Origin of the sequence: Streptomyces sp. NPDC048255, from assembly GCF_040652415.1 — a bacterium.
Lineage (GTDB): Bacteria > Actinomycetota > Actinomycetes > Streptomycetales > Streptomycetaceae > Streptomyces.
Genome location: NZ_JBEZMA010000039.1, coordinates 1 through 18,261 on the forward strand (window position 1 = coordinate 1; position 18,261 = coordinate 18,261).

At 71.5% G+C, this 18,261-nt stretch carries 14 protein-coding genes; 7 read left to right on the forward strand and 7 right to left on the reverse strand.

All coding sequences use genetic code 11. From position 1 onward, the window contains the following. Nucleotides 1-483 precede the first annotated feature (483 nt). Genes AB0D94_RS26010 through meaB form a run of 3 tightly spaced genes read left to right on the forward strand, consistent with a single transcriptional unit; the run spans nucleotide 484 to nucleotide 5,531 of the window. Nucleotides 484-2,343: a methylmalonyl-CoA mutase family protein gene (locus tag AB0D94_RS26010; protein ID WP_362056113.1), complete on the forward strand. Its 1,860-nt coding sequence runs from the start codon at nucleotides 484-486 to the stop codon at nucleotides 2,341-2,343. Then, nucleotides 2,340-4,532: a methylmalonyl-CoA mutase gene (gene scpA / locus AB0D94_RS26015; RefSeq protein ID WP_266940440.1), complete on the forward strand. Its 2,193-nt coding sequence runs from the start codon at nucleotides 2,340-2,342 to the stop codon at nucleotides 4,530-4,532. The genes AB0D94_RS26010 and scpA overlap by 4 nt, the downstream gene beginning before the upstream one ends. A 12-nt stretch (nucleotides 4,533-4,544) precedes the next feature. Further along, nucleotides 4,545-5,531, forward strand: a complete 987-nt coding sequence (gene meaB / locus AB0D94_RS26020; protein WP_362056116.1) for a methylmalonyl Co-A mutase-associated GTPase MeaB — start codon at nucleotides 4,545-4,547, stop codon at nucleotides 5,529-5,531. A gap of 288 nt (nucleotides 5,532-5,819) precedes the next feature. Here the strand turns inward: meaB and AB0D94_RS26025 are convergent, their stop codons facing one another. Then, entirely contained in the window at nucleotides 5,820-6,821 is a 1,002-nt protein-coding gene (locus AB0D94_RS26025) for an asparaginase (RefSeq protein WP_362056118.1), read from the reverse strand. Nucleotides 6,822-6,959: 138 nt separating this feature from the next. Between AB0D94_RS26025 and AB0D94_RS26030 the strand changes: the two genes are divergently transcribed. Further along, nucleotides 6,960-7,415, forward strand: a complete 456-nt coding sequence (locus AB0D94_RS26030) for an Lrp/AsnC family transcriptional regulator (RefSeq protein WP_362056120.1) — start codon at nucleotides 6,960-6,962, stop codon at nucleotides 7,413-7,415. Here AB0D94_RS26030 and AB0D94_RS26035 read toward each other — a convergent pair. From AB0D94_RS26035 to AB0D94_RS26060, 6 genes are all read right to left on the reverse strand, one after another. Next, nucleotides 7,359-8,294 (reverse strand): metallophosphoesterase, encoded by a 936-nt coding sequence (locus AB0D94_RS26035; RefSeq protein ID WP_362056122.1) that lies wholly within the window; start codon nucleotides 8,292-8,294, stop codon nucleotides 7,359-7,361. The genes AB0D94_RS26030 and AB0D94_RS26035 overlap by 57 nt on opposite strands. Nucleotides 8,295-8,420: 126 nt before the next feature. Next, complete coding sequence (locus AB0D94_RS26040; protein ID WP_362056124.1) at nucleotides 8,421-9,077, reverse strand: hypothetical protein; 657 nt, start codon at nucleotides 9,075-9,077, stop codon at nucleotides 8,421-8,423. Next, entirely contained in the window at nucleotides 9,074-9,898 is an 825-nt protein-coding gene (locus AB0D94_RS26045; RefSeq protein ID WP_362056126.1) for an ABC transporter ATP-binding protein, read from the reverse strand. Before AB0D94_RS26045 ends, AB0D94_RS26040 begins: the two co-directional genes overlap by 4 nt. Nucleotides 9,899-10,037: 139 nt before the next feature. Further along, entirely contained in the window at nucleotides 10,038-11,750 is a 1,713-nt protein-coding gene (locus AB0D94_RS26050; protein WP_362056128.1) for an AAA family ATPase, read from the reverse strand. Nucleotides 11,751-11,916: 166 nt separating this feature from the next. Continuing rightward, a complete protein-coding gene (locus tag AB0D94_RS26055; protein WP_362056130.1) occupies nucleotides 11,917-13,095 on the reverse strand; it encodes a M6 family metalloprotease domain-containing protein in 1,179 nt (392 codons plus the stop codon). Between the two features lie 111 nt (nucleotides 13,096-13,206). After that, nucleotides 13,207-14,472: an alpha/beta fold hydrolase gene (locus AB0D94_RS26060; RefSeq protein ID WP_362056132.1), complete on the reverse strand. Its 1,266-nt coding sequence runs from the start codon at nucleotides 14,470-14,472 to the stop codon at nucleotides 13,207-13,209. Nucleotides 14,473-14,679: 207 nt separating this feature from the next. On the opposite strand from AB0D94_RS26060, the gene AB0D94_RS26065 reads away from it, so the two are divergent. The 3 genes from AB0D94_RS26065 (at nucleotide 14,680) to AB0D94_RS26075 (ending at nucleotide 18,036) form a co-directional block, all read left to right on the forward strand. Then, on the forward strand, nucleotides 14,680-16,434 hold the full coding sequence (locus AB0D94_RS26065; protein WP_362056134.1) for an ABC transporter substrate-binding protein: 1,755 nt from the start codon (nucleotides 14,680-14,682) through the stop codon (nucleotides 16,432-16,434). Between the two features lie 226 nt (nucleotides 16,435-16,660). Next, a complete protein-coding gene (locus tag AB0D94_RS26070; protein ID WP_362056136.1) occupies nucleotides 16,661-17,650 on the forward strand; it encodes a LysR family transcriptional regulator in 990 nt (329 codons plus the stop codon). A 254-nt stretch (nucleotides 17,651-17,904) separates the two neighbouring features. Next, on the forward strand, nucleotides 17,905-18,036 hold the full coding sequence (locus tag AB0D94_RS26075; RefSeq protein WP_362056138.1) for a hypothetical protein: 132 nt from the start codon (nucleotides 17,905-17,907) through the stop codon (nucleotides 18,034-18,036). The last annotated feature ends 225 nt before the right edge of the window (nucleotides 18,037-18,261 follow it).

Consider the following 18,261-nt stretch of genomic DNA (forward strand, 5'->3'; position numbering starts at 1 on the left):
GCCCCACCGGAACCAACCGCACACAGCGGAGGCCCGGCGCAGTCGACCAGGCCCCGCCAAGGCCAACCCGACACCGCCAGGCCGCCCGCAGGGCACACGGCCAGATCCAGCCCCGCCGGCGATTGAGGCGCGGGGTCCGGGGCGGAGCCCCAGAGGCCCGGGCGCAGCCGAACCAGCACCGCCGAGCCGCCGGCAAGGCCCCGGCACAGCCGGACCCGACACCGCCAGGCCGCCCGCAGGGCACACGGCCAGATCCAGCCCCGCCGGCGTTTGAGGCGCGGGGTCTGGGGCGGAGCCCCAGGAGCCCAGGCGCAGCCGAACCCGACAACCGCCGAGCCGCCCGCAGGGCCCCGGCTCGTGCTCCGGCCCGCCGCACCGCACCCCCCGTCCGCTCTTTCGTGACCCCTCCCATCTCAATTGAGAGGGGGAGATCACATCCGGTGGTTATGGTCGTTCCCAGAGCACCCCCCTAGCATTCGAGCCATGACGGTCCTGCCTGACGACGGGCTCTCCTTGGCCGCCGAGTTCCCTGACGCGACGCATGAGCAGTGGCAGCGCCTGGTTGAAGGCGTGCTGCGCAAGTCGGGCAAGGAAGTATCCGGCGAGGCCGCGGAAGACGCCCTGTCCACGACGCTCGAGGACGGGCTCACCACCCGCCCGCTCTACACCGCGCCCGAGACGGCGGCCGACACCGGTTTCCCGGGGTTCGCCCCCTTCGTCCGCGGAGGCAGGGCCGAGGGCAATGCCGCCGACGGCTGGGACGTGCGCCAGCGTCACCTGGGCGGCGATCCCGTACGGGTGAACGAGGCGGTCCTCGCCGACCTGGAGAACGGCGTCACCTCGCTCTGGCTCACGCTGGGCCGCGACGGCATCCCGCTCGACGGGCTCGCCCGCGCCCTGGACGGGGTCTACCTCGACCTCGCCCCCGTGTCCCTGGACGCCGGCGCCGAGTACGCCGACGCCGCCCGCGCTCTGCTGCGCCTGTACGCCGAGCGCGAGGTGGCCCCCGAGGCCGCCCGCGGCTGCCTCGGCGCCGACCCGCTGGGCCACGAGGCCCGTACCGGCGAGGCCCTCGGTCTCGCCGACGCCCTCGAACTGGCCCGGACGGCCGCCGACGGGTACCCCGGGATCCGCGCCCTGGCCGTGGACGCGCTCCCCTACCACGAGGCCGGCGGCTCGGCCGCCGAGGAGCTGGGCCTGTCCCTGGCCACCGGCGTCGCCTACCTGCGGGCCCTCACCGGGGCCGGGCTGAGCACCGAAGCGGCGCTGGGCCAGCTGGAGTTCCGATACGCCGCCACCGCCGACCAGTTCCTCACCATCGCCAAGCTGCGCGCCGCCCGCCGCCTGTGGGCCCGCGTCGCCGAGGCCTGCGGCGCCCCCGAGGCCGGCGCCCAGCGCCAGCACGCGGTGACCTCGCCGGTGATGATGACCCGCCGGGACCCGTGGGTGAACATGCTGCGCACGACCGTGGCCTGCATGGCCGCGGGGGTGGCCGGAGCGGACTCGGTCACCGTCCTGCCCTTCGACCACGAGCTGGGCCTGCCCGACGCCTTCGCGCGCCGGATCGCCCGCAACACCTCGACCATCCTGGTGGAGGAGTCGCACCTGGCCCGCGTGATCGACCCGGCCGGCGGCTCGTACTACGTCGAGCAGCTGACCGACGAACTCGCCCACGCCGCCTGGGAGTTCTTCCAGACCGTGGAGAAGGCGGGCGGCCAGGCCGCCGCCCTGCGCTCCGGGCTGGTCGCCGACCGCCTCGCCGCCACCTGGGCCGCGCGCTCGAAGAAGCTCGCCAAGCGCCGCGAACCCATCACCGGGGTCAGCGAGTTCCCGCTGCTCTCGGAGAAGCCGGTCGTACGCGAGCCCGCGCCCGCGGGACCCACCGGCGGACTGCCCCGCGTCCGGCGCGACGAGGCCTACGAGGCGCTGCGCGCCCGCAGCGACGCGCACCTGGCGGCGACCGGGGCCCGCCCGCGGATCTTCCTGGCCGCGCTGGGCCCGGCGGCCGCGCACACCGCGCGGGCCACCTTCGCCTCGAACCTGTTCCAGGCGGGCGGCGTCGAAGCCGTGCACGACCCCGTGTCCGTGGACCCGGGGACGGCCGCCGCGGCCTACGCGGCGAGCGGCGCCGACGGCATGGCCGTGCTGTGCTCCAGTGACGCCCTGTACGAGGAGCAGGCCGAGGCGGTGGCCGAAGCCCTGCGGGCCGCGGGCGCCACGACCGTGTTCCTCGCCGGCAAGCCCGGTACCGCCCCGACCGCCGTGGACGAGTACGTCTTCGCCGGCTGCGACGCGGTCGCCGTGCTGTCCTCCGTTCTCGACCGGATGGGAGTCGCGTCTTGAGCGGCACCGCAATCCCCGACTTCTCCGAACTCCCGCTCGGCGGCCCCGGCGCCACCGGGTCCGAGGACCAGTGGCGCACGGCGGTGAAGGAGTCCACCGGGACCGCCACCGGCGACCTGCTGTGGGAGACCCCCGAGGGCATCGGCGTGAAGCCGCTGTACACCGGGCGGGACCTGGAGGGCCTGGACTTCCTGGCGACGTACCCGGGCGTGGCCCCGTACCTGCGCGGCCCGTACCCGACGATGTACGTCAACCAGCCCTGGACGATCCGGCAGTACGCGGGCTTCTCCACGGCCGAGGAGTCGAACGCCTTCTACCGGCGCAATCTGGCGTCCGGCCAGAAGGGCCTGTCGGTGGCCTTCGACCTGCCGACGCACCGCGGCTACGACAGCGACCACCCGCGCGTCACCGGCGACGTCGGCATGGCGGGCGTGGCGATCGACTCGATCTACGACATGCGGCAGCTGTTCGACGGGATCCCGCTGGACAAGATGTCGGTGTCGATGACGATGAACGGCGCGGTGCTGCCGGTCCTCGCGCTGTACATCGTGGCGGCGGAGGAGCAGGGCGTCTCCCCCGACAAGCTCGCCGGGACCATCCAGAACGACATCCTCAAAGAGTTCATGGTCCGCAACACCTACATCTACCCGCCGAAGCCCTCGATGCGGATCATCTCGGACATCTTCTCCTTCACCTCGCAGAAGATGCCCCGATACAACTCGATCTCCATCTCCGGCTACCACATCCAGGAGGCGGGAGCCACGGCCGACCTGGAGCTGGCCTACACCCTCGCGGACGGCGTGGAGTACCTGCGCGCGGGGCAGGCCGTCGGGCTGAACGTGGACGCCTTCGCGCCGCGGCTGTCGTTCTTCTGGGCGATCGGCATGAACTTCTTCATGGAGGTCGCGAAGCTGCGCGCGGCCCGCCTGCTGTGGGCGCGCCTGGTCAAGCAGTTCGACCCGAAGAACGCCAAGTCGCTGTCCCTGCGCACGCATTCGCAGACCTCCGGCTGGTCGCTGACCGCGCAGGACGTCTTCAACAACGTGACGCGCACCTGCATCGAGGCGATGGCGGCGACCCAGGGCCACACCCAGTCGCTGCACACCAACGCCCTCGACGAGGCGCTCGCGCTGCCGACGGACTTCTCGGCGCGCATCGCCCGCAACACCCAGCTGCTGCTCCAGCAGGAGTCGGGGACCTGCCGGTCGATCGACCCGTGGGGCGGCAGCGCGTACGTCGAGAAGCTCACCTACGACCTGGCGCGGCGGGCCTGGCAGCACATCGAGGAGGTCGAGGCGGCCGGCGGCATGGCGCAGGCCATCGACGCGGGCATCCCGAAGCTGCGCGTGGAGGAGGCCGCGGCCCGTACGCAGGCGCGGATCGACTCGGGCCGGCAGCCGGTGATCGGCGTGAACAAGTACCGCGTGGAGAACGACGAGCAGATCGACGTGCTCAAGGTCGACAACTCCTCGGTGCGCAGCCAGCAGATCGCCAAGCTGCGCAGGCTGCGCGAGGAGCGCGACGAGGCGGTCACCCAGGACACCCTGCGGGCGCTGACGAACGCGGCGGAGCGCGGCGAGGGCAACCTGCTGGCTCTGGCGGTGGACGCGGCGCGCGCGAAGGCGACCGTAGGTGAGATCTCGGACGCACTGGAGAAGGTGTACGGGCGGCACGCGAGCCAGATCCGTACGATCTCGGGTGTGTACCGCAACGAGGCAGGTGAGTCCCCCTCCGTGGAGCGCACCCGCGCGCTGGTCGACCGCTTCGAGGAGGCGGAGGGCCGCCGTCCGCGCATTCTGGTGGCCAAGATGGGCCAGGACGGGCACGACCGCGGCCAGAAGGTGATCGCGACCGCCTTTGCCGACCTGGGCTTCGACGTGGACGTCGGCCCGCTGTTCCAGACCCCCGCGGAGGTGGCCCGCCAGGCCGTCGAGGCGGACGTCCACGTGGTGGGCGTCTCGTCGCTGGCGGCCGGCCACCTGACCCTCGTACCGGCGCTGCGCGAGCAGCTGGCGGAGGAGGGCCGCGAGGACATCATGATCGTCGTGGGCGGGGTGATCCCCCCGCAGGACGTCCCGACGCTGCTGGAGATGGGCGCGACGGCGGTGTTCCCGCCCGGAACGGTCATCCCGGACGCGGCCCACGACCTGGTGACGCGGCTGGCCGCGGATCTCGGCCACGAGCTGTAGGCGGCCGGCAGCATGCCCCCCAAGATCGACATCGACGTGTACGTCAAGGGCGTGCTCGACGGGAAGCGCGCGCACATCGCGCGCGCCATCACCCTCGTCGAGTCCACCCGGGCCGACCACCGGGCCCTGGCCCAGCGGCTGTTGACGCAACTGCTGCCGCATGCGGGGCAGGCCCGCCGGATCGGCATCAGCGGGGTGCCGGGGGTCGGGAAGTCCACCTTCATCGACGCGTTCGGCACGATGCTGACCGGGCTGGGCCACCGGGTCGCGGTACTCGCGGTCGACCCGTCGTCGAAGCGCACGGGCGGCTCCATCCTCGGCGACAAGACGCGGATGGAGCGGCTGGCCGTGGACCCCGCGGCGTTCGTCCGCCCTTCCCCCTCGGCGGGGACGCTGGGCGGGGTCGCGAAGGCCACCCGGGAGTCGATGATCGTCATGGAGGCGGCGGGCTACGACGTGGTCCTCGTCGAGACGGTCGGCGTGGGCCAGTCGGAGACCACGGTGGCTGGCATGGTCGACTCCTTCCTCCTCCTCTCCCTGGCCCGTACGGGTGACCAGCTCCAGGGCATCAAGAAGGGCGTCCTGGAACTGGCCGACGTCCTGGCCGTGAACAAGGCGGACGGCCCGCACGAGCGGGACGCGAAGGCCGCGGCCCGGGAGCTGTCGGGCGCGCTGCGCCTGATGCACCCCGCCGACGCGGCCTGGACCCCGCCGGTCCTGACGTGCAGCGCACGCGAGTCGGCCGGGCTGGACGAGGTGTGGAACCGGCTGGAGCAGCACCGCACCCTGCTGGACGCGGGCGGCCGGCTGGCGGCGAAGCGGGCGGCGCAGCAGGTGGAGTGGACCTGGTCGATGGTCCGCGACGAACTCCTGGACCGCCTGCGTTCGGACCCGGCGGTACGGGACCTCGCGCCGGCCCTGGAGTCCGCCGTCCGCGCAGGCACCACCACGGCCACCTCAGCGGCGGACCAGATCCTCGCAGCCTTCACCCGCCCCTGACCCAGCCGCCCGCCCCGGGCCGGGGCCGCACCTCCAGCACCTCCAGCCTCGCTCCAGCACCTCCAGCCCCGCCGGCGTTTGAGGCGCGGGGCCCGGGGCGGAGCCCCAGATCCAGCCCCGCCGGCGTTTGAGGCGCGGGGCCCGGGGCGGAGCCCCAGATCCAGCCCCGCCGGCGTTTGAGGCGCGGGGTCCGGGGCGGAGCCCCGTGAACCCGGCCCGCAGCCGAGCCTCACACCGGCACCACCCACCCCGCCCAACCCACCGGCAAACCACCCCGGAGGGAAAGGGTCAGGCGTCGACCAGCACCGCCCCATCCACATCCAGCGCCCCCCGCAGCACCCGGTTCCGCTCCGCCACCGCGTCAGACGCGAGCAACGCGGCCAGCACGGCGATCCGCGCCTGCCCGGCCCGCAGCGTCCCCATCGGCACGGCCCCGGCCGCGACCAGGTCCACCGCCCCGCCGTGCGTGTAGATCTCGGTGACCGGCCCGGCCATCACCCGGGTGGTCAGCGCGACCAGCACCCCGCGCGCGACGGCGGCCCGTACCGCGTCCACGATCTCCGGAGTCGCGTTGCCCGCCCCGGTCCCGATCAGGACGATGCCCTGCGCCCCGGCCTCGACGGCCGCGTTCAGCAGCACCGGGTCGCCGTCGGCGTGGTGCATGACCATGTCCACGCGCGGCGGAACCTCCGGCATGGCCGGCAGCGGAAGCGCCGCGGACCGCTGCGGTGCGCGCAGCATGGTGACCTTGCCGTAGCCGATCTTCCCGAGCAGTTCCTTCGAGGGGTCGGCGAACGCGTCCAGCGCCACGGCCTCGGTCTTCACCGTGCCGCGGGCGGCGTGCACCCGGCCCGCGAAGGCGATCAGCACGCCGAGCCCGCGCGTGGTCGCGGCGGTGAGCAGCGCGTCGTACAGGTTCCCCGGTCCGTCGCCGTCGGCCGTGCCCATGGGCCGCTGCGAGCCGGTGAAGACCACGGACCGCGGGTCGTGGTGGTGCAGGTCGACGAGGAAGGCGCTCTCTTCGAGGGTGTCGGTGCCGTGCGTGACGACGATGCCGTCCACGCCGGGGTCGGCGAGCACCTCGTGCACGGTGCGCAGCAGGGTGAGCTGGTGGGCGGTGGTGAGCCGGGGGCTGTTCACGCTGAACAGGTCGACCAGCTCGACGGTGACGCCCTCGGGCAGCGGCGCGGTGGCGACGACCTCCTGGCCGTCGGCGTCCGCGGCGAAACCGGAACCCTGCCAACGGCTGGCTATCGTCCCGCCGGTGCTGATGACGACGATCCGTCCCATGGCCGAGGCCGCCCTTCTGTCGTACGCGAGTGAGATCTCGTACAGATGTGCTGAAAGCAGCAATCATAGGGAGATCTACGCGCAACACGATTGCCTCTTTCGTCCGCCCCGCCCTCTGGAGAAGTGGATAATTGCGTCATGGATGCGATCGACCGAGATATCTTGCGTGAGCTCCAGGCGGACGGCCGCCTCAGCAACCAGGAGCTGGCCCAGCGCGTGGGCCTGACCCCCTCCCCCTGTATGCGCCGGGTGCGCCAGCTGGAGCAGGACGGGGTGATCCAGGGGTACCGCGCGGTGATCTCCCCCGAGGCGGTGGGCCGCGGTTTCGAGGTGCTGGTCTCGGTCGAGGTACGCCGGGACCGGGAGGCCGTCGAGGCGTTCGAGGCGGCCCTGCAGGACATCCCCGACGTCATCGAGGCCTACCGCCTCTTCGGCAGCCCCGGCTGCCTGCTGCGGATCGCGGTCGCGGACCTGCGCGCGTACGAACGCCTCTGGATCGAGCAGCTCACCGCACTCTCGGGGATCACCGAGGTCAACTCACAGATCATCATGAAGCGCGTCAAGGAGCCGACCGGCCTGCCCGTCGGGCGCTGACGCACCGGCGCCCGCCGCGGTGAGGATCCGGCGCGGCACGGTGCGCGCGTGGCCGGGGCGCTTCCACTCCCTGGGGTAGCCGACCGACACCTCCTCGAAGCGCACCCCGTCGTGCCAGGTGGTCCGGGGGATGTGGAGGTGCCCGTAGACGACCACGGCCGTGTTGAAGCGCAGGTGCCAGTCGGCCGTGCGCTCCGTACCGCACCACTGGGCGAACTCCGGCAGGCGCAGGATGTCCAGGGGCGCCCGGACCAGGGGGTAGTGGTTGACCAGCACCAGCGGGACCTCGGGGTCGCAGGCGGCGAGGCGCTCCTCGGTGTAGGCCACCCGCGCGTCGCACCACTCCTCGCGGCTGGCGTACGGGTCGGGGTGGAGGTAGAACTCGTCGGTGCACACCACTCCCGCAGCCCTGGCCTGGGCGAGGGACTCCTCCTTGTTCGCGGCCGTGGGCGTCCGGAAGGTGTAGTCGTAGAGGAGGAAGAGCGGCGCGATCCGTACCGGGCCGCCGGTCCCCTCCCACAGGGCGTACGGGTCCTCGGGGGTCAGGACGCCGAGTTCGCGGCAGACCTCGACCAGGTGCTCGTAGCGGCCCACCCCGCGCAGTCCGGCCGGGTCCTGCTTCGGGGTCCACAGCTCGTGGTTGCCCGGGGCCCAGAACACCTGGGCGAAGCGGTCCCGCAGCGTCCGCAGGGCCCAGGCGATCTGTTCGGTCCGCTCCCCCACGTCGCCGGCCACGATGAGCCAGTCGCCGTCCGACTCCGGGCGGAGCCCCTCGACGATCGTCCTGTTCTCCGCGTGGGCCACGTGCAGGTCGCTGACGGCGAGCAGCTGCGGCCCGCGGGGCCGGTCCGCCCGGTGCTCCGTGTTGATCTCGTTCATGACGGCACGGTGCCATCCGCCGTCGCCGCGTACACCCGGAACCGGCGGATCGGGCCCGAAATGGACGGACCCGTGGCCTCGGCGACCGGCGTCAGGGTCGCCGATCTCGAGCGCTGAGGCCGTCGATCAGTCCTTGCGCGTGGCGACGTACTGCGTGAGCGCCGTGAACGCGGCAAGGACGACGGCGGAGACGGCGAGCATGCGGCCGGCGGGGGCAAGGAGTTCACCGGAGTCCGACGACGTGGCCATGAGCTGGAACAGCCGGTTCACCGGCGGCAGGTTCTTGGTGAAGACGGTGACCACCACCAGGACGAGCGCTGCCACAAGGGCGTACCCCTGGCGCCTGAAGACCGGACGGGAACACAGCACGCCGATCGCCGTTCCGGCGAGTGCGCAGGTGAGCTGGGCCTCCACGCCCAGCAGCAAGTCGACCGGCTGAACGTCGTAACTGCCGGTCCACAGGGGGAAGAACAGGCCGAAGACCATCAGGACGAGGCAGCTCAGCAGAGTGGTGGCGACGGCCGCCAGGAGAACGCTGAGGGATCGGCCCGCGGCGACGACCGTGATCGCCCGTTGCGCCGCGTCATCGAGGCTCATCAGCGCGACGGTCAGCCAGGTCGAGCAGATGAACAGGGCCCCGGCGGAGGAGGCGTAGGCCGGGGGCAGCGGGCCACTGCCGTTGACGGTCAGTACGGCCATGAGTCCGGCGAACAACAGCACCGGTGCGAGGTAGCGCTGGGTGTGGAGCGCGGTGGCGAACGTGTAGCGGATGAGCGCGATCAACGCATGTCCCAGGCGGTGTGCGTACGGTGGCCGGATACGGATGCCTCGGCCACCCGCACCACGGACCAGCCGTGCTGGAGAGCGGTGAGCAGCACGGAATCCACCCGCCCCCGGTCGACCCGCAGAGCGACTCCCGTGCGCTCGTGGCGCACGGACAGTACGCCGTCCAGCGCCTCCCAGGCCAGGACGCCGGGCTCGGGCCCCCGGGCGGGAGCGGCGAGGACGAGGTCCGCCAGGGAACGGAGCGCCGTCGCCGGCTCGCCCTCCTCCGCAACCGGCCTCACCTGCCCACGCTCGACGGCATAGGTCCGCGTGGCGGCCGCCCGGGTGACCGATTCCCGGTGATCGGTGAACAGCACGGCGCCGCCCGCGCCCGCCACCTCGGCCATGATCTCGGCCAGGACCCCGTGCGTGTCGGCATCCAGGCCCGACCACGGCTCGTCGAGGACGAGCAGGCCGGGGTCGATCATCAGGGCCTGGGCAAGCGCGACCTTCTGCGCGTTGCCCTTGGACAGGCTCCGCAGCGGGGCGGCTCTGCCCCCGACGAGGGAGAGCCGGTCCAGCAGCATGTGCGCACGCCGCCCCGCGGCCGGCGTGGCCAGCCCGCGTACCCGGCCCATGTGCGTCAGGTAAGCCACCGCGGACATGCCCTCGTTGGGGGAGAACCGGTCCGGAACGTAGCCGACGGCCGCGGGCCTCCCCGCCACGGAGCCGGACGTCGGCCGGGTCAGCCCCACCGCGATCCTCAACAGGGTGGACTTTCCCGAGCCGTTCCCGCCCGTGAAGGCCACGATCTCGCCGGGGGGAGCCAGTACGTCCACATGCCGGAGTATCCAGCGCCCTCTGCCGCAGCGCTTGCCGACGGCATCAAGTCTTAACAAAACTCCACCTCTTCGGCATGCCGCTCCGCCTGCGCTCGGGGGTCAGGGGCGACGGGCAGGCCTGGACGTTCGTCGGTTCTCAGGGTGCGATCAGGCTGTCGCAGAGCTCCCGGAAGGCCTGGGAGACGTCCACGAAGCGCACGGTGGTGAGCTCTTCCCGGGTGGGTGTGCTGGAAGTCCCGTGCAGTTCGTCCAGGCGCAGATCGCGAAGGGCGGCGGCCTTGCGGCACAGTTCGCGGGCGAAGCGGCCGTTGCCCAACTGGTCTACGAGGCCGTCGTCCGCGGCCTGCCCGCAGCACGTTTCGAGCGCGGTGGCGGCGTCCTCGTCGAGGCGGTCGCCCTGCGCTTCCAGGAGACCGAGCGCGATCCGCACCAGTTCGTCGGCGGAGTACGACGGGAAGTCCACGCGGGTGGTGAACCGGGACGCCAGCCCGGGATTGGTCGCGAGCAACTCACTGATCTCGTGCGGATAGCCGGCCAGGATGACGACGAGGCGGTCCCGGTCGTCCTCGGCACGCTTGAGGAGGACTTGGACCGCTTCGTCACCGAAGGCGTCGCCCTTGGAGTACCCGTTGTTGGACAGGGAGTAGGCCTCGTCGATGAACAGGACACCGTCGAGGGCGGAGTCGATCAATTTGCTGGTCTTGACGGCGGTCTCGCCCAGGTGCTGACCGACCAGGTCGACACGGTGCGCTTCGATGACCTGGCCCTGTTCGAGGAGCCCGAGCCCGGCGAACACGTTGCCGATCACGCGGGCGACGGTGGTCTTCCCGGTGCCTGGCGGGCCGGCGAATACGAAGTGCTGCGGGGCCGAGTTCGAGGGGATTCCCTGTTCTCTGCGTACGGCAGCCATCCTCAACTGCGCGATGAGCGTGCGGATCTGGCGCTTGACCGGCTCCAGTCCGATCATGCCGTCCAACAGCGCCATCGCTTCCCTCAGCCGTTCCTCCCGGCTCAGGTCATCTGTGGTGCGTGCCGCGTCGTTCGCGGTCGCTGCCGTGCGGGGTGTCCGCTGGACCGGAGACGGCGCGGGTGCCTGCACCGTGACGGCCTGGGCGCGCTCGGCGACATCGGCGAGGGTGGGGAAACAGCGGAAGGCGTACTGGAAGTGGCGCAGGGCCTCGTCGTTGCGCCCCAGCCCCTCGTACGCGAGACCGCGTACGTAGGCGACTTCCCCGTCGAACCTCCCCTCCTTCTCCAGTGCTTGCGGGAGCGCCGCAAGGGCGTTGAGCGCCTCGTGGAACACGTGCTGTTCGACGAGGGCCCTGGCCACGTACAACTGGGACTCGTCACGCAGGAAGGCGTCGGTGATACCCCGTGAGAAGTGAAGGACGAGGGACCAGTCCTGCCTCAAGAAGGCGTACCGCGTGGACGCGAACCGGGTCTCGTCGCAGTCCAGGTACGCCTCCTCGAGCGACTGCCACGCTTCGTCCAGGCGCCGTTCGTTCAGGAGCTTCGACAGGTTGGCGAGCCATAGGTCACGCGCGTGCTCAAGCCGGAAGGAGACGTAGACGCCGAGGTCGAAACGGGACTTGAGCGGCATGCCGTACTTGCTGCGCAGGGCCCCGAAGGAGCGGTAGTGCCGTGACATCGCATCAACGGCCTCTGCCTGGCGCTGTCCTGCGGCGTGCAGGCCGAGCCAGGCGTCGGCGGCCGACGGGTCGTACTGGACGGCCTGTTCAAAGCGATGGGCGGCCAGGTCCAGTCGACCTTGCCGCAGAAAACCGACGGCCTCGGTCCAGACGCGCTCACACCTTCCGGTGGAGTACCGCGGAGTGGAGGCTCCCGGCATCACTGGCTCCTCTCCGCAAAGCAGCTCGATCCAGTTCGTCGTCGCCGGGAGAGTATTTCACCTCATGTGATCAACAACGGAGTCGACCCGACTGCCATGGCCGGCCGACGCCGCCCTTTCAGCCACCGGTCCGGCACGTGCAGCACCTTCCAGAGGGCCACCGCGGTCACTCCTTGCTCAGCCGCACCGTGTCTCCCGTCCGTCCGCCCGCGAGGACGTCGATGCGCACGCCGGTCGCGGGGTCGGCGAAGCTCTGTCCGGGTGCGTACGCGGCCAGGTCCAGCGGGGTGCAGCCGGTGGGCGGGGGCGTGGTCGGGTTCGCGTTCATGATCCGCACCGGGCCCTCGCCGGTCCGGGCGGCGGAGTCGACCTTGTAGACGAGGACGCCGGTGGAGCAGGCGGCCGCGTCGTTGCCCTGAGCACGGCGGGATTCCGCCACGTATGCCGTCGTCTCACCGGTCCGCAGCACGGCGATCTTGGTTCCGCCGGGCCGTTCCACCGGGGTCAGCCGTACCGTTCGGCGCCCGGACGCGGGCAGGCAGGCGACCTGGTCGTCGCGGGTCCACCCGAGCTTCCAGGAGTGCCAGCCGAGGTACTGCGGGGCGTGGCCGGCGATGTTGCCCATGACGTCCCAGCCGCCCACGTACTGGTGGGTGGCGCCGGTGAACGAGTACAGGTCGGGCAGCCCGAAGGTATGGGCGGTCTCGTGAGCCGCGACCTTGTGGCCCCAGCGCCACATGTCCTGTCCGAAGGTGACGGCCCACTTGAGGCGGGTGCCGTCGGCGGTGATGCCGGGCGTCGCCGGGTCGTACAGGTAGGTCGGTGAGAAGGGGATGGCGGTCGCCGTCCTGGCGGGGACGACGTTGACCATGTCGTAGCGGGAGAAGTCCGCGTAGGGGTCGGCGGCCGTGATCGCGTCGCGGAGGTACTTCTCGTGGGCCTCGAAGGTGAGGCCGCGCGCGAAGCCGTAGGAGGTGGAGTCGGCGGGCATCCGGATCCAGCGGTGCAGTGGGGTGTTCTCCAGTCGCAGGCGGCCGTAGCTGGCGCGGCTCATCCAGGCGGCGGCCGGGGCGAGGTGAGCGGCGTACGGCTCGGTGGAGTCGGTGGCCGGGGCGTCGGGGAAGTCCACGTACAGCGTCAGGACGCGGCGGGTTCCGGTGGCGGGCTGGAACTGGGTCCGGTCGGTGTCGTGGCCCTCGTCCGTCCAGCCGGTCCGGCCCGGGAGGGCGCAGCCGGCGGCGGGGGTCGGGGAGCCGGGGGCAGCGGCCGCGGTGGGGGCGGACAGGCAGGAGGTGAGGGCGACGGCCGCGGCGAGCGGCCGCAGGCGGTGGAACGGGGTGGTCATGTCTCTCCCGTCGGAGGCAGGTCGAGGGGGTGCGAGGGAGGTGAGAGGGGGGAAGGATGTGGGAGCAGGTGGGAGGGCAGGTGGGAGCAGGTGGAGGGAACCGCGAGTGCCCTACGCGCACCCCGCGGCCAGGTCCATCAGGCGGGACAGCACGCGGCCACCGGAGGCGGTGACGCCGTCGTGCTCCCATTCGTTGGTGACCCATACCCGGCTGGCGCCGACCTCGCGCGCGGTGCACAGGGAGAGCCCGGCGTCCACGTACATGTCGTCGTGGTAGACGAGTGCGGCGAGCGGGACCCGGTTGGCGGCGAGGCGGCGAGGATCGTACAGCGGTGGCCAGTCGGGGCGTTGGGCGAGCAGATCGGCGGCGTCGGCGAAGGGGCGCAGGCCCTTGATCTCGCGGAACATCCAGGGGTAGATCATTTCTCCGGTGAGCAGGAGGGGGTCGGCGTCCTCGGCGAACTCGGGGAACGCCGCCATGGCCCTGGACGCCGCCCAGCCGGTCGGCCCCGCGCCCTGGCCGTACAGGGTCTCCTGCATGACGGCGAAGAGCGGGTTGTCGGTGAAGCCGGTCAGTGTCATCACCTGGTGGAGGAAGGTGTCGGTCAGCTCTGCTTCCCCGTCGAGGGATTCGTCGAGAAGCCAGTGGACCCGCTCGAAGCCGTCGCCCATGCCGAGGGCGAGACCGAGCGTGCGCAGCCGGTGGGGGGTGAGCCGGTCTCCGTCGGGCAGGCGCACATCGGTGGAGGCCAGGAGGCGGGCGATCTCGCGCAGCCGGGCGGCGTCCTCGGGGTAGCGGGCGTAGAAGTCGAGGACGCGGTCCCGCACCCGGGGGTAGGTGCGGGCGTAGACGTCGTCGGCGGTGGCCGAGAGGCCGGGCAGGCCGCCGGTCACGTAGCACGCGCGCAGACCTTCGGGGGCCTGGGAGAGATACGCGAGGGTGATGAAGCCGCCGTAGCTCTGGCCGAGGGTCTCCCAGGGCTCGTCGCCGCAGAGCTGTCGGCGGATCAGTTCGGCGTCCGCGACGATCGAGTCGGCGCGGAAGTGGCCGAGGTGGTCGGCAAGCCGGGCCGGTGAGGCGAAGCGGGAGGCCGCCCGGGCGGTGACGGGGGTGGAGCGGCCGGTGCCGCGCTGGTCGAGGAGGAGGACCCGGTGGGTTTCGAGGGCCTGGGGCAGCCAGCCGGGTGAACCGGCCGACGGCCTGGGCGACTTGCCGCCCGGGCCGCCCTGCAGATAGAGCAGCCAGGGCAGTTGCCGACCCGCTCGGCGCGCATCGGTGACCTCCCGGGCGAAGATCTGGATGGTCGGACCGTGCGGGGCCGCGTGGTCCAGGGGGACGGTGAAGACGTGGTCGACGGTCGCGTACGCAGGGTTCATGGGTCCCTTTCGCGGCCGCATGACCGCACAGTGACGTGTGGGATTGCGCGACAGCATGGCCGCCGCCAACGGTGACCGTGGAGCCCTCACATGCCCATAACTCCGTGCTATGGAGGCCCGACAATTGTGGGTGCCATTTCACATAACTATGTTACGGGTCACATTGCAGCCCCCTCAGGCTCCCCGACTGCCACGGAGTGACCACTGATGAACAAGCGCACTCTGCACGCGGCGGCCACCGCCCTGCTGGCGACCCTCACGCTCGGCATGGCCGGCTGTTCCAACGGCAGTCACTCCAGCAGCGGTCAGCAGGACAAGGACGCGAAAAACCCCGCCCTCGCCAACACGGGCGCCACAGTCGGCGGCACTCCACAGAAGGGCGGCACGCTGACCGTCCTGTCCAACCAGGACTTCACCCACCTCGACCCGGCCCGCAACTGGGTGATCGGCGACATGGACTTCGGCACCCGGCTGCTCTACCGCACGCTGGTGACGTACAAGGCGGAACCGGGTGCGAAGGGCGGAGAGCTGGTCCCCGACCTCGCCGAGGACCTCGGTGTCTCCTCCAACGGCGCCAGGACATGGACCTTCAAGCTCAAGAAGGGCCTCACGTACGAGGACGGCACCCCGATCACCGCCCAGGACGTCAAGTACAACGTGGAGCGGTCCTTCTCCCCCGACCTGCCCGGCGGCCCGGACTACGCCGCCCGCTACCTGGCCGGCGCCGAGGGCTACCGGGGCCCCGCCCAGGGGCAGCACCTCGACTCGGTCAAGACCCCCGACGACCACACGATCGTCTTCGAACTCCGCAAGCCCTTCGCGGAATTCCCCAACGCCACCGTCCTGCCCACCTTCGCCCCGGTGCCCAGGGCCCAGGACAAGGGCCCCCAGTACGACAACCGTCCGTTCTCCTCGGGCCCCTACAAGATCGAGTCGTACGACCGGGACAAGCGGCTGGTACTGGTCCGCAACCCCCACTGGGACCCGACGACGGACACCGTGCGCAAGGCGTACCCGGACAAGCTGGTCGTGGTGATGGGGCTGAGGGCCAACCAGATCGACGACCGGCTCATCGCCTCGGAGGGCGTGGACGCCTCTGCCGTCGCCTGGAGCAAGCTGCGCCCCGAGAGCACCCCCAAGGTACTCACCAAGGCCGACGTCAGGGCACGGCTGCTGGCCGAGTCCACCAACTGCACCGAGATGGTGCAGATGCACACGGGCCGCGCCCCCTTCGACGACGTCAGGGTCCGGCAGGCCGTGCAGTACGCCCTGGACCGCGAGGCGGTGCTGACCGCCTCGGGCGGCCCGGCCCTCAACGACCCCGCCACCGCCCTCATGCCGGGCTCGCTCTTCGGCGGCAAGCAGCCCGACACACCGGGGATCCCGGCCACGGGTGACGTGGAGCGGGCGAAGCAGCTCCTGAAGGAGGCCGGCAAGCCGGACGGGATCGCCACCCGTATCACCGTCTCCAACGGCGACAAGGGGGTGGCCGAGGCGATACAGCACTCCCTGGGCCGGGCGGGGATCAAGGTCACGATCGACGCCGTCGACCCGTCGGCCTTCTACGACACCATCGGCGACACCAAGAACCGCACCGACCTCGTCTACACCGGCTGGTGCCCCGACTACCCCTCCGGCTCCACCTTCCTGCCCTTCCTCTTCGACGGCCGCTACATCAAGGAGACGGGAAACTCCGGCAATCACTCGCTGTTCCGCGACGAGGCGACGATGAAGCGGATGGACGAGATCGCCGAGATGACCGACGCCGCGCAGGCCAACGCCGCATGGCGGCAGCTGGACGGGGAGATCCTCGCCAAGGCTCCGACGGCGCCCACCGTCATCGAACGCATGCCGCTGCTGCTCGGCACCAACATCGCCGGCGCCTTCGGCCACACGTCCTTCGGCGGGCAGCTCGACTACGCCACGATCGGGCTCAAGGACCCGGCGAAGAGCAGCAGCTGACCCCACCCCGCGCGGTGCCGCCGGCTCCTTGGTGTGGGGCCGGGGGCCGGCGAATCGTTCACCGATGCGGCAGCCATCCTGGTGCCGCTGCTCTACTCGAACGCACGTGAGGTACATCGGTGGCCAGCTCTCATGAATGCACCTTTATCGTATGTGACATTTCACATACGACTGAGGGAAGCCGGATCCTGTCCGAAAGCACCGGTCGCTCCTTAACATGCGCGGCATGGAACTGGAGGTACGGCACCTACGTGTGGTGTGCGCGATCGCCGAGGCCGGCAGCCTCACCCGGGCCGCCGCCGCGTTGTCCATGACCCAGCCGGGCCTCAGCACGCAGTTGCGCCGCATCGAGTCGATGCTCGGCGGGGTCCTGTTCGACAGGCGGCGGGCCGGAGCCACGCCCACGGCCTTCGGTGAGCTGGTGCTGGCCCGGGCCCACGCCGTCCTGCCGGGCATCGACGTGCTCCTCGCCGACACCGCCCGCGCGGCCTCCCACCTGGCGTCCCCGGACCGAGTCCGCGTCGGATCGGTCGGTGCTCCCCTCATCGGCCACCTCATCCTGGCCATAGGGACGTTGCTGCCCGAGGCCGAGGTGACGTCCCGGTGCCACTACTCCCCCGTCACGCTCCTGGACGACCTCGCCGCCGGCCGCCTGGAGGCGGCGGTCCTCGGCGACCACCCGGAGCAGGTCCTGCCGCCGCGCGACGGGGTGGTCCTCACCCCCGTCGTCACCGAACCCGTCTTCGCCCTGCTGCCCGCGACCCACCCACTGGCCGGCCAGGAGGCCGTGTCCCTGACCCAACTCGCCGATCACGACTGGGCGATGCCCCGGCCCGACGGCGACCGCACCCGCGAGTACTGGTCCTCGGTGTGCGCGCTGACCGGCCGCCGCCCCTCCGCCCCGCACGAGGCCGAGGGGCGCCAGCTGATCGAACTGGTCCGCGCAGGCCTGGCCGTCAGCCTCTGCCAAGCCACCTTCTCGGAAACCCCCGGCGTCGCCGTCCGCCCCCTCGCGGGAAACCCGCTCTGGTACCGCCACGTCCTGGCCTGGCACCGTGACGGTCCGCTGGCCTCCCACGGAGACGACATCCTGCGCGCGGTGGCGGCCGGTTACCTGGACACGTGTACCGCCAGCCCGGCCTACACGGACTGGCGCCACCGACACCCGGGCATGGCCCAACTCCCGCACGCCGCACCCCGGCACGCCGGTCCTTGAACAGAGCCAGGTCAACACCCCTGTCCCGCGGCTTCCAGGATCGCCACGCACTTCACGTGGTGCGTACTGCGGGCGTCCGCCGCCGGCGACGATCCCAGCGCCGTTCGGGAGCGCATCCTGGCTCTGCTCGACACGCGGCCCTTCGCCCAGTACGGCTACGTCGAGTACGCGGACGCCCGTGCCTACGGCTTCAGGCCACAGAGGCGGTCTCCGCGCTACGCCCGCTGACGGAGACCGGGAGGGCGACGGAAGCCGTGGGGCTGGCACGCGACGCGATCGAATCCCTCGCCCGGACGTACGACGAGATCGACGACCCGGACGGGATCATCGGTGACGTGGCGGACTGGCCACAACTGATGGCGATGCTCGACCAGCACGGCCTGTAGCCACCTTGCCGCGACCCGAGGTCACGGCAGACACCGCTTGCCAAGCAATGGCCACGGCGTCGCTAGTGACCATTCGTCGAACCACCATCCTGATCTCCGCCTCGCACCGCGACCTGTCTACCCGGCTCCGCCGGACCTGCAGGTCTCGCGCAGGCTGCCGCCCCACGGCCCGGATCGTGATTCTGCGCATGGCTGCATGATCCACGCACTGCCATAAGATGACGC

Coding starts and splice junctions, on each gene's coding strand:
- AB0D94_RS26060 (WP_362056132.1), bottom strand. CDS start 14,472: ATGAACCCTGCGTACGCGACCGTCGACCACGTCTTCACCGTCCCCCTG.
- AB0D94_RS26055 (WP_362056130.1), bottom strand. CDS start 13,095: ATGACCACCCCGTTCCACCGCCTGCGGCCGCTCGCCGCGGCCGTCGCC.
- AB0D94_RS26010 (WP_362056113.1), top strand. CDS start 484: ATGACGGTCCTGCCTGACGACGGGCTCTCCTTGGCCGCCGAGTTCCCT.
- AB0D94_RS26070 (WP_362056136.1), top strand. CDS start 16,661: ATGGAACTGGAGGTACGGCACCTACGTGTGGTGTGCGCGATCGCCGAG.
- AB0D94_RS26025 (WP_362056118.1), bottom strand. CDS start 6,821: ATGGGACGGATCGTCGTCATCAGCACCGGCGGGACGATAGCCAGCCGT.
- AB0D94_RS26035 (WP_362056122.1), bottom strand. CDS start 8,294: ATGAACGAGATCAACACGGAGCACCGGGCGGACCGGCCCCGCGGGCCG.
- meaB (WP_362056116.1), top strand. CDS start 4,545: ATGCCCCCCAAGATCGACATCGACGTGTACGTCAAGGGCGTGCTCGAC.
- AB0D94_RS26050 (WP_362056128.1), bottom strand. CDS start 11,750: ATGCCGGGAGCCTCCACTCCGCGGTACTCCACCGGAAGGTGTGAGCGC.
- AB0D94_RS26030 (WP_362056120.1), top strand. CDS start 6,960: ATGGATGCGATCGACCGAGATATCTTGCGTGAGCTCCAGGCGGACGGC.
- AB0D94_RS26065 (WP_362056134.1), top strand. CDS start 14,680: ATGAACAAGCGCACTCTGCACGCGGCGGCCACCGCCCTGCTGGCGACC.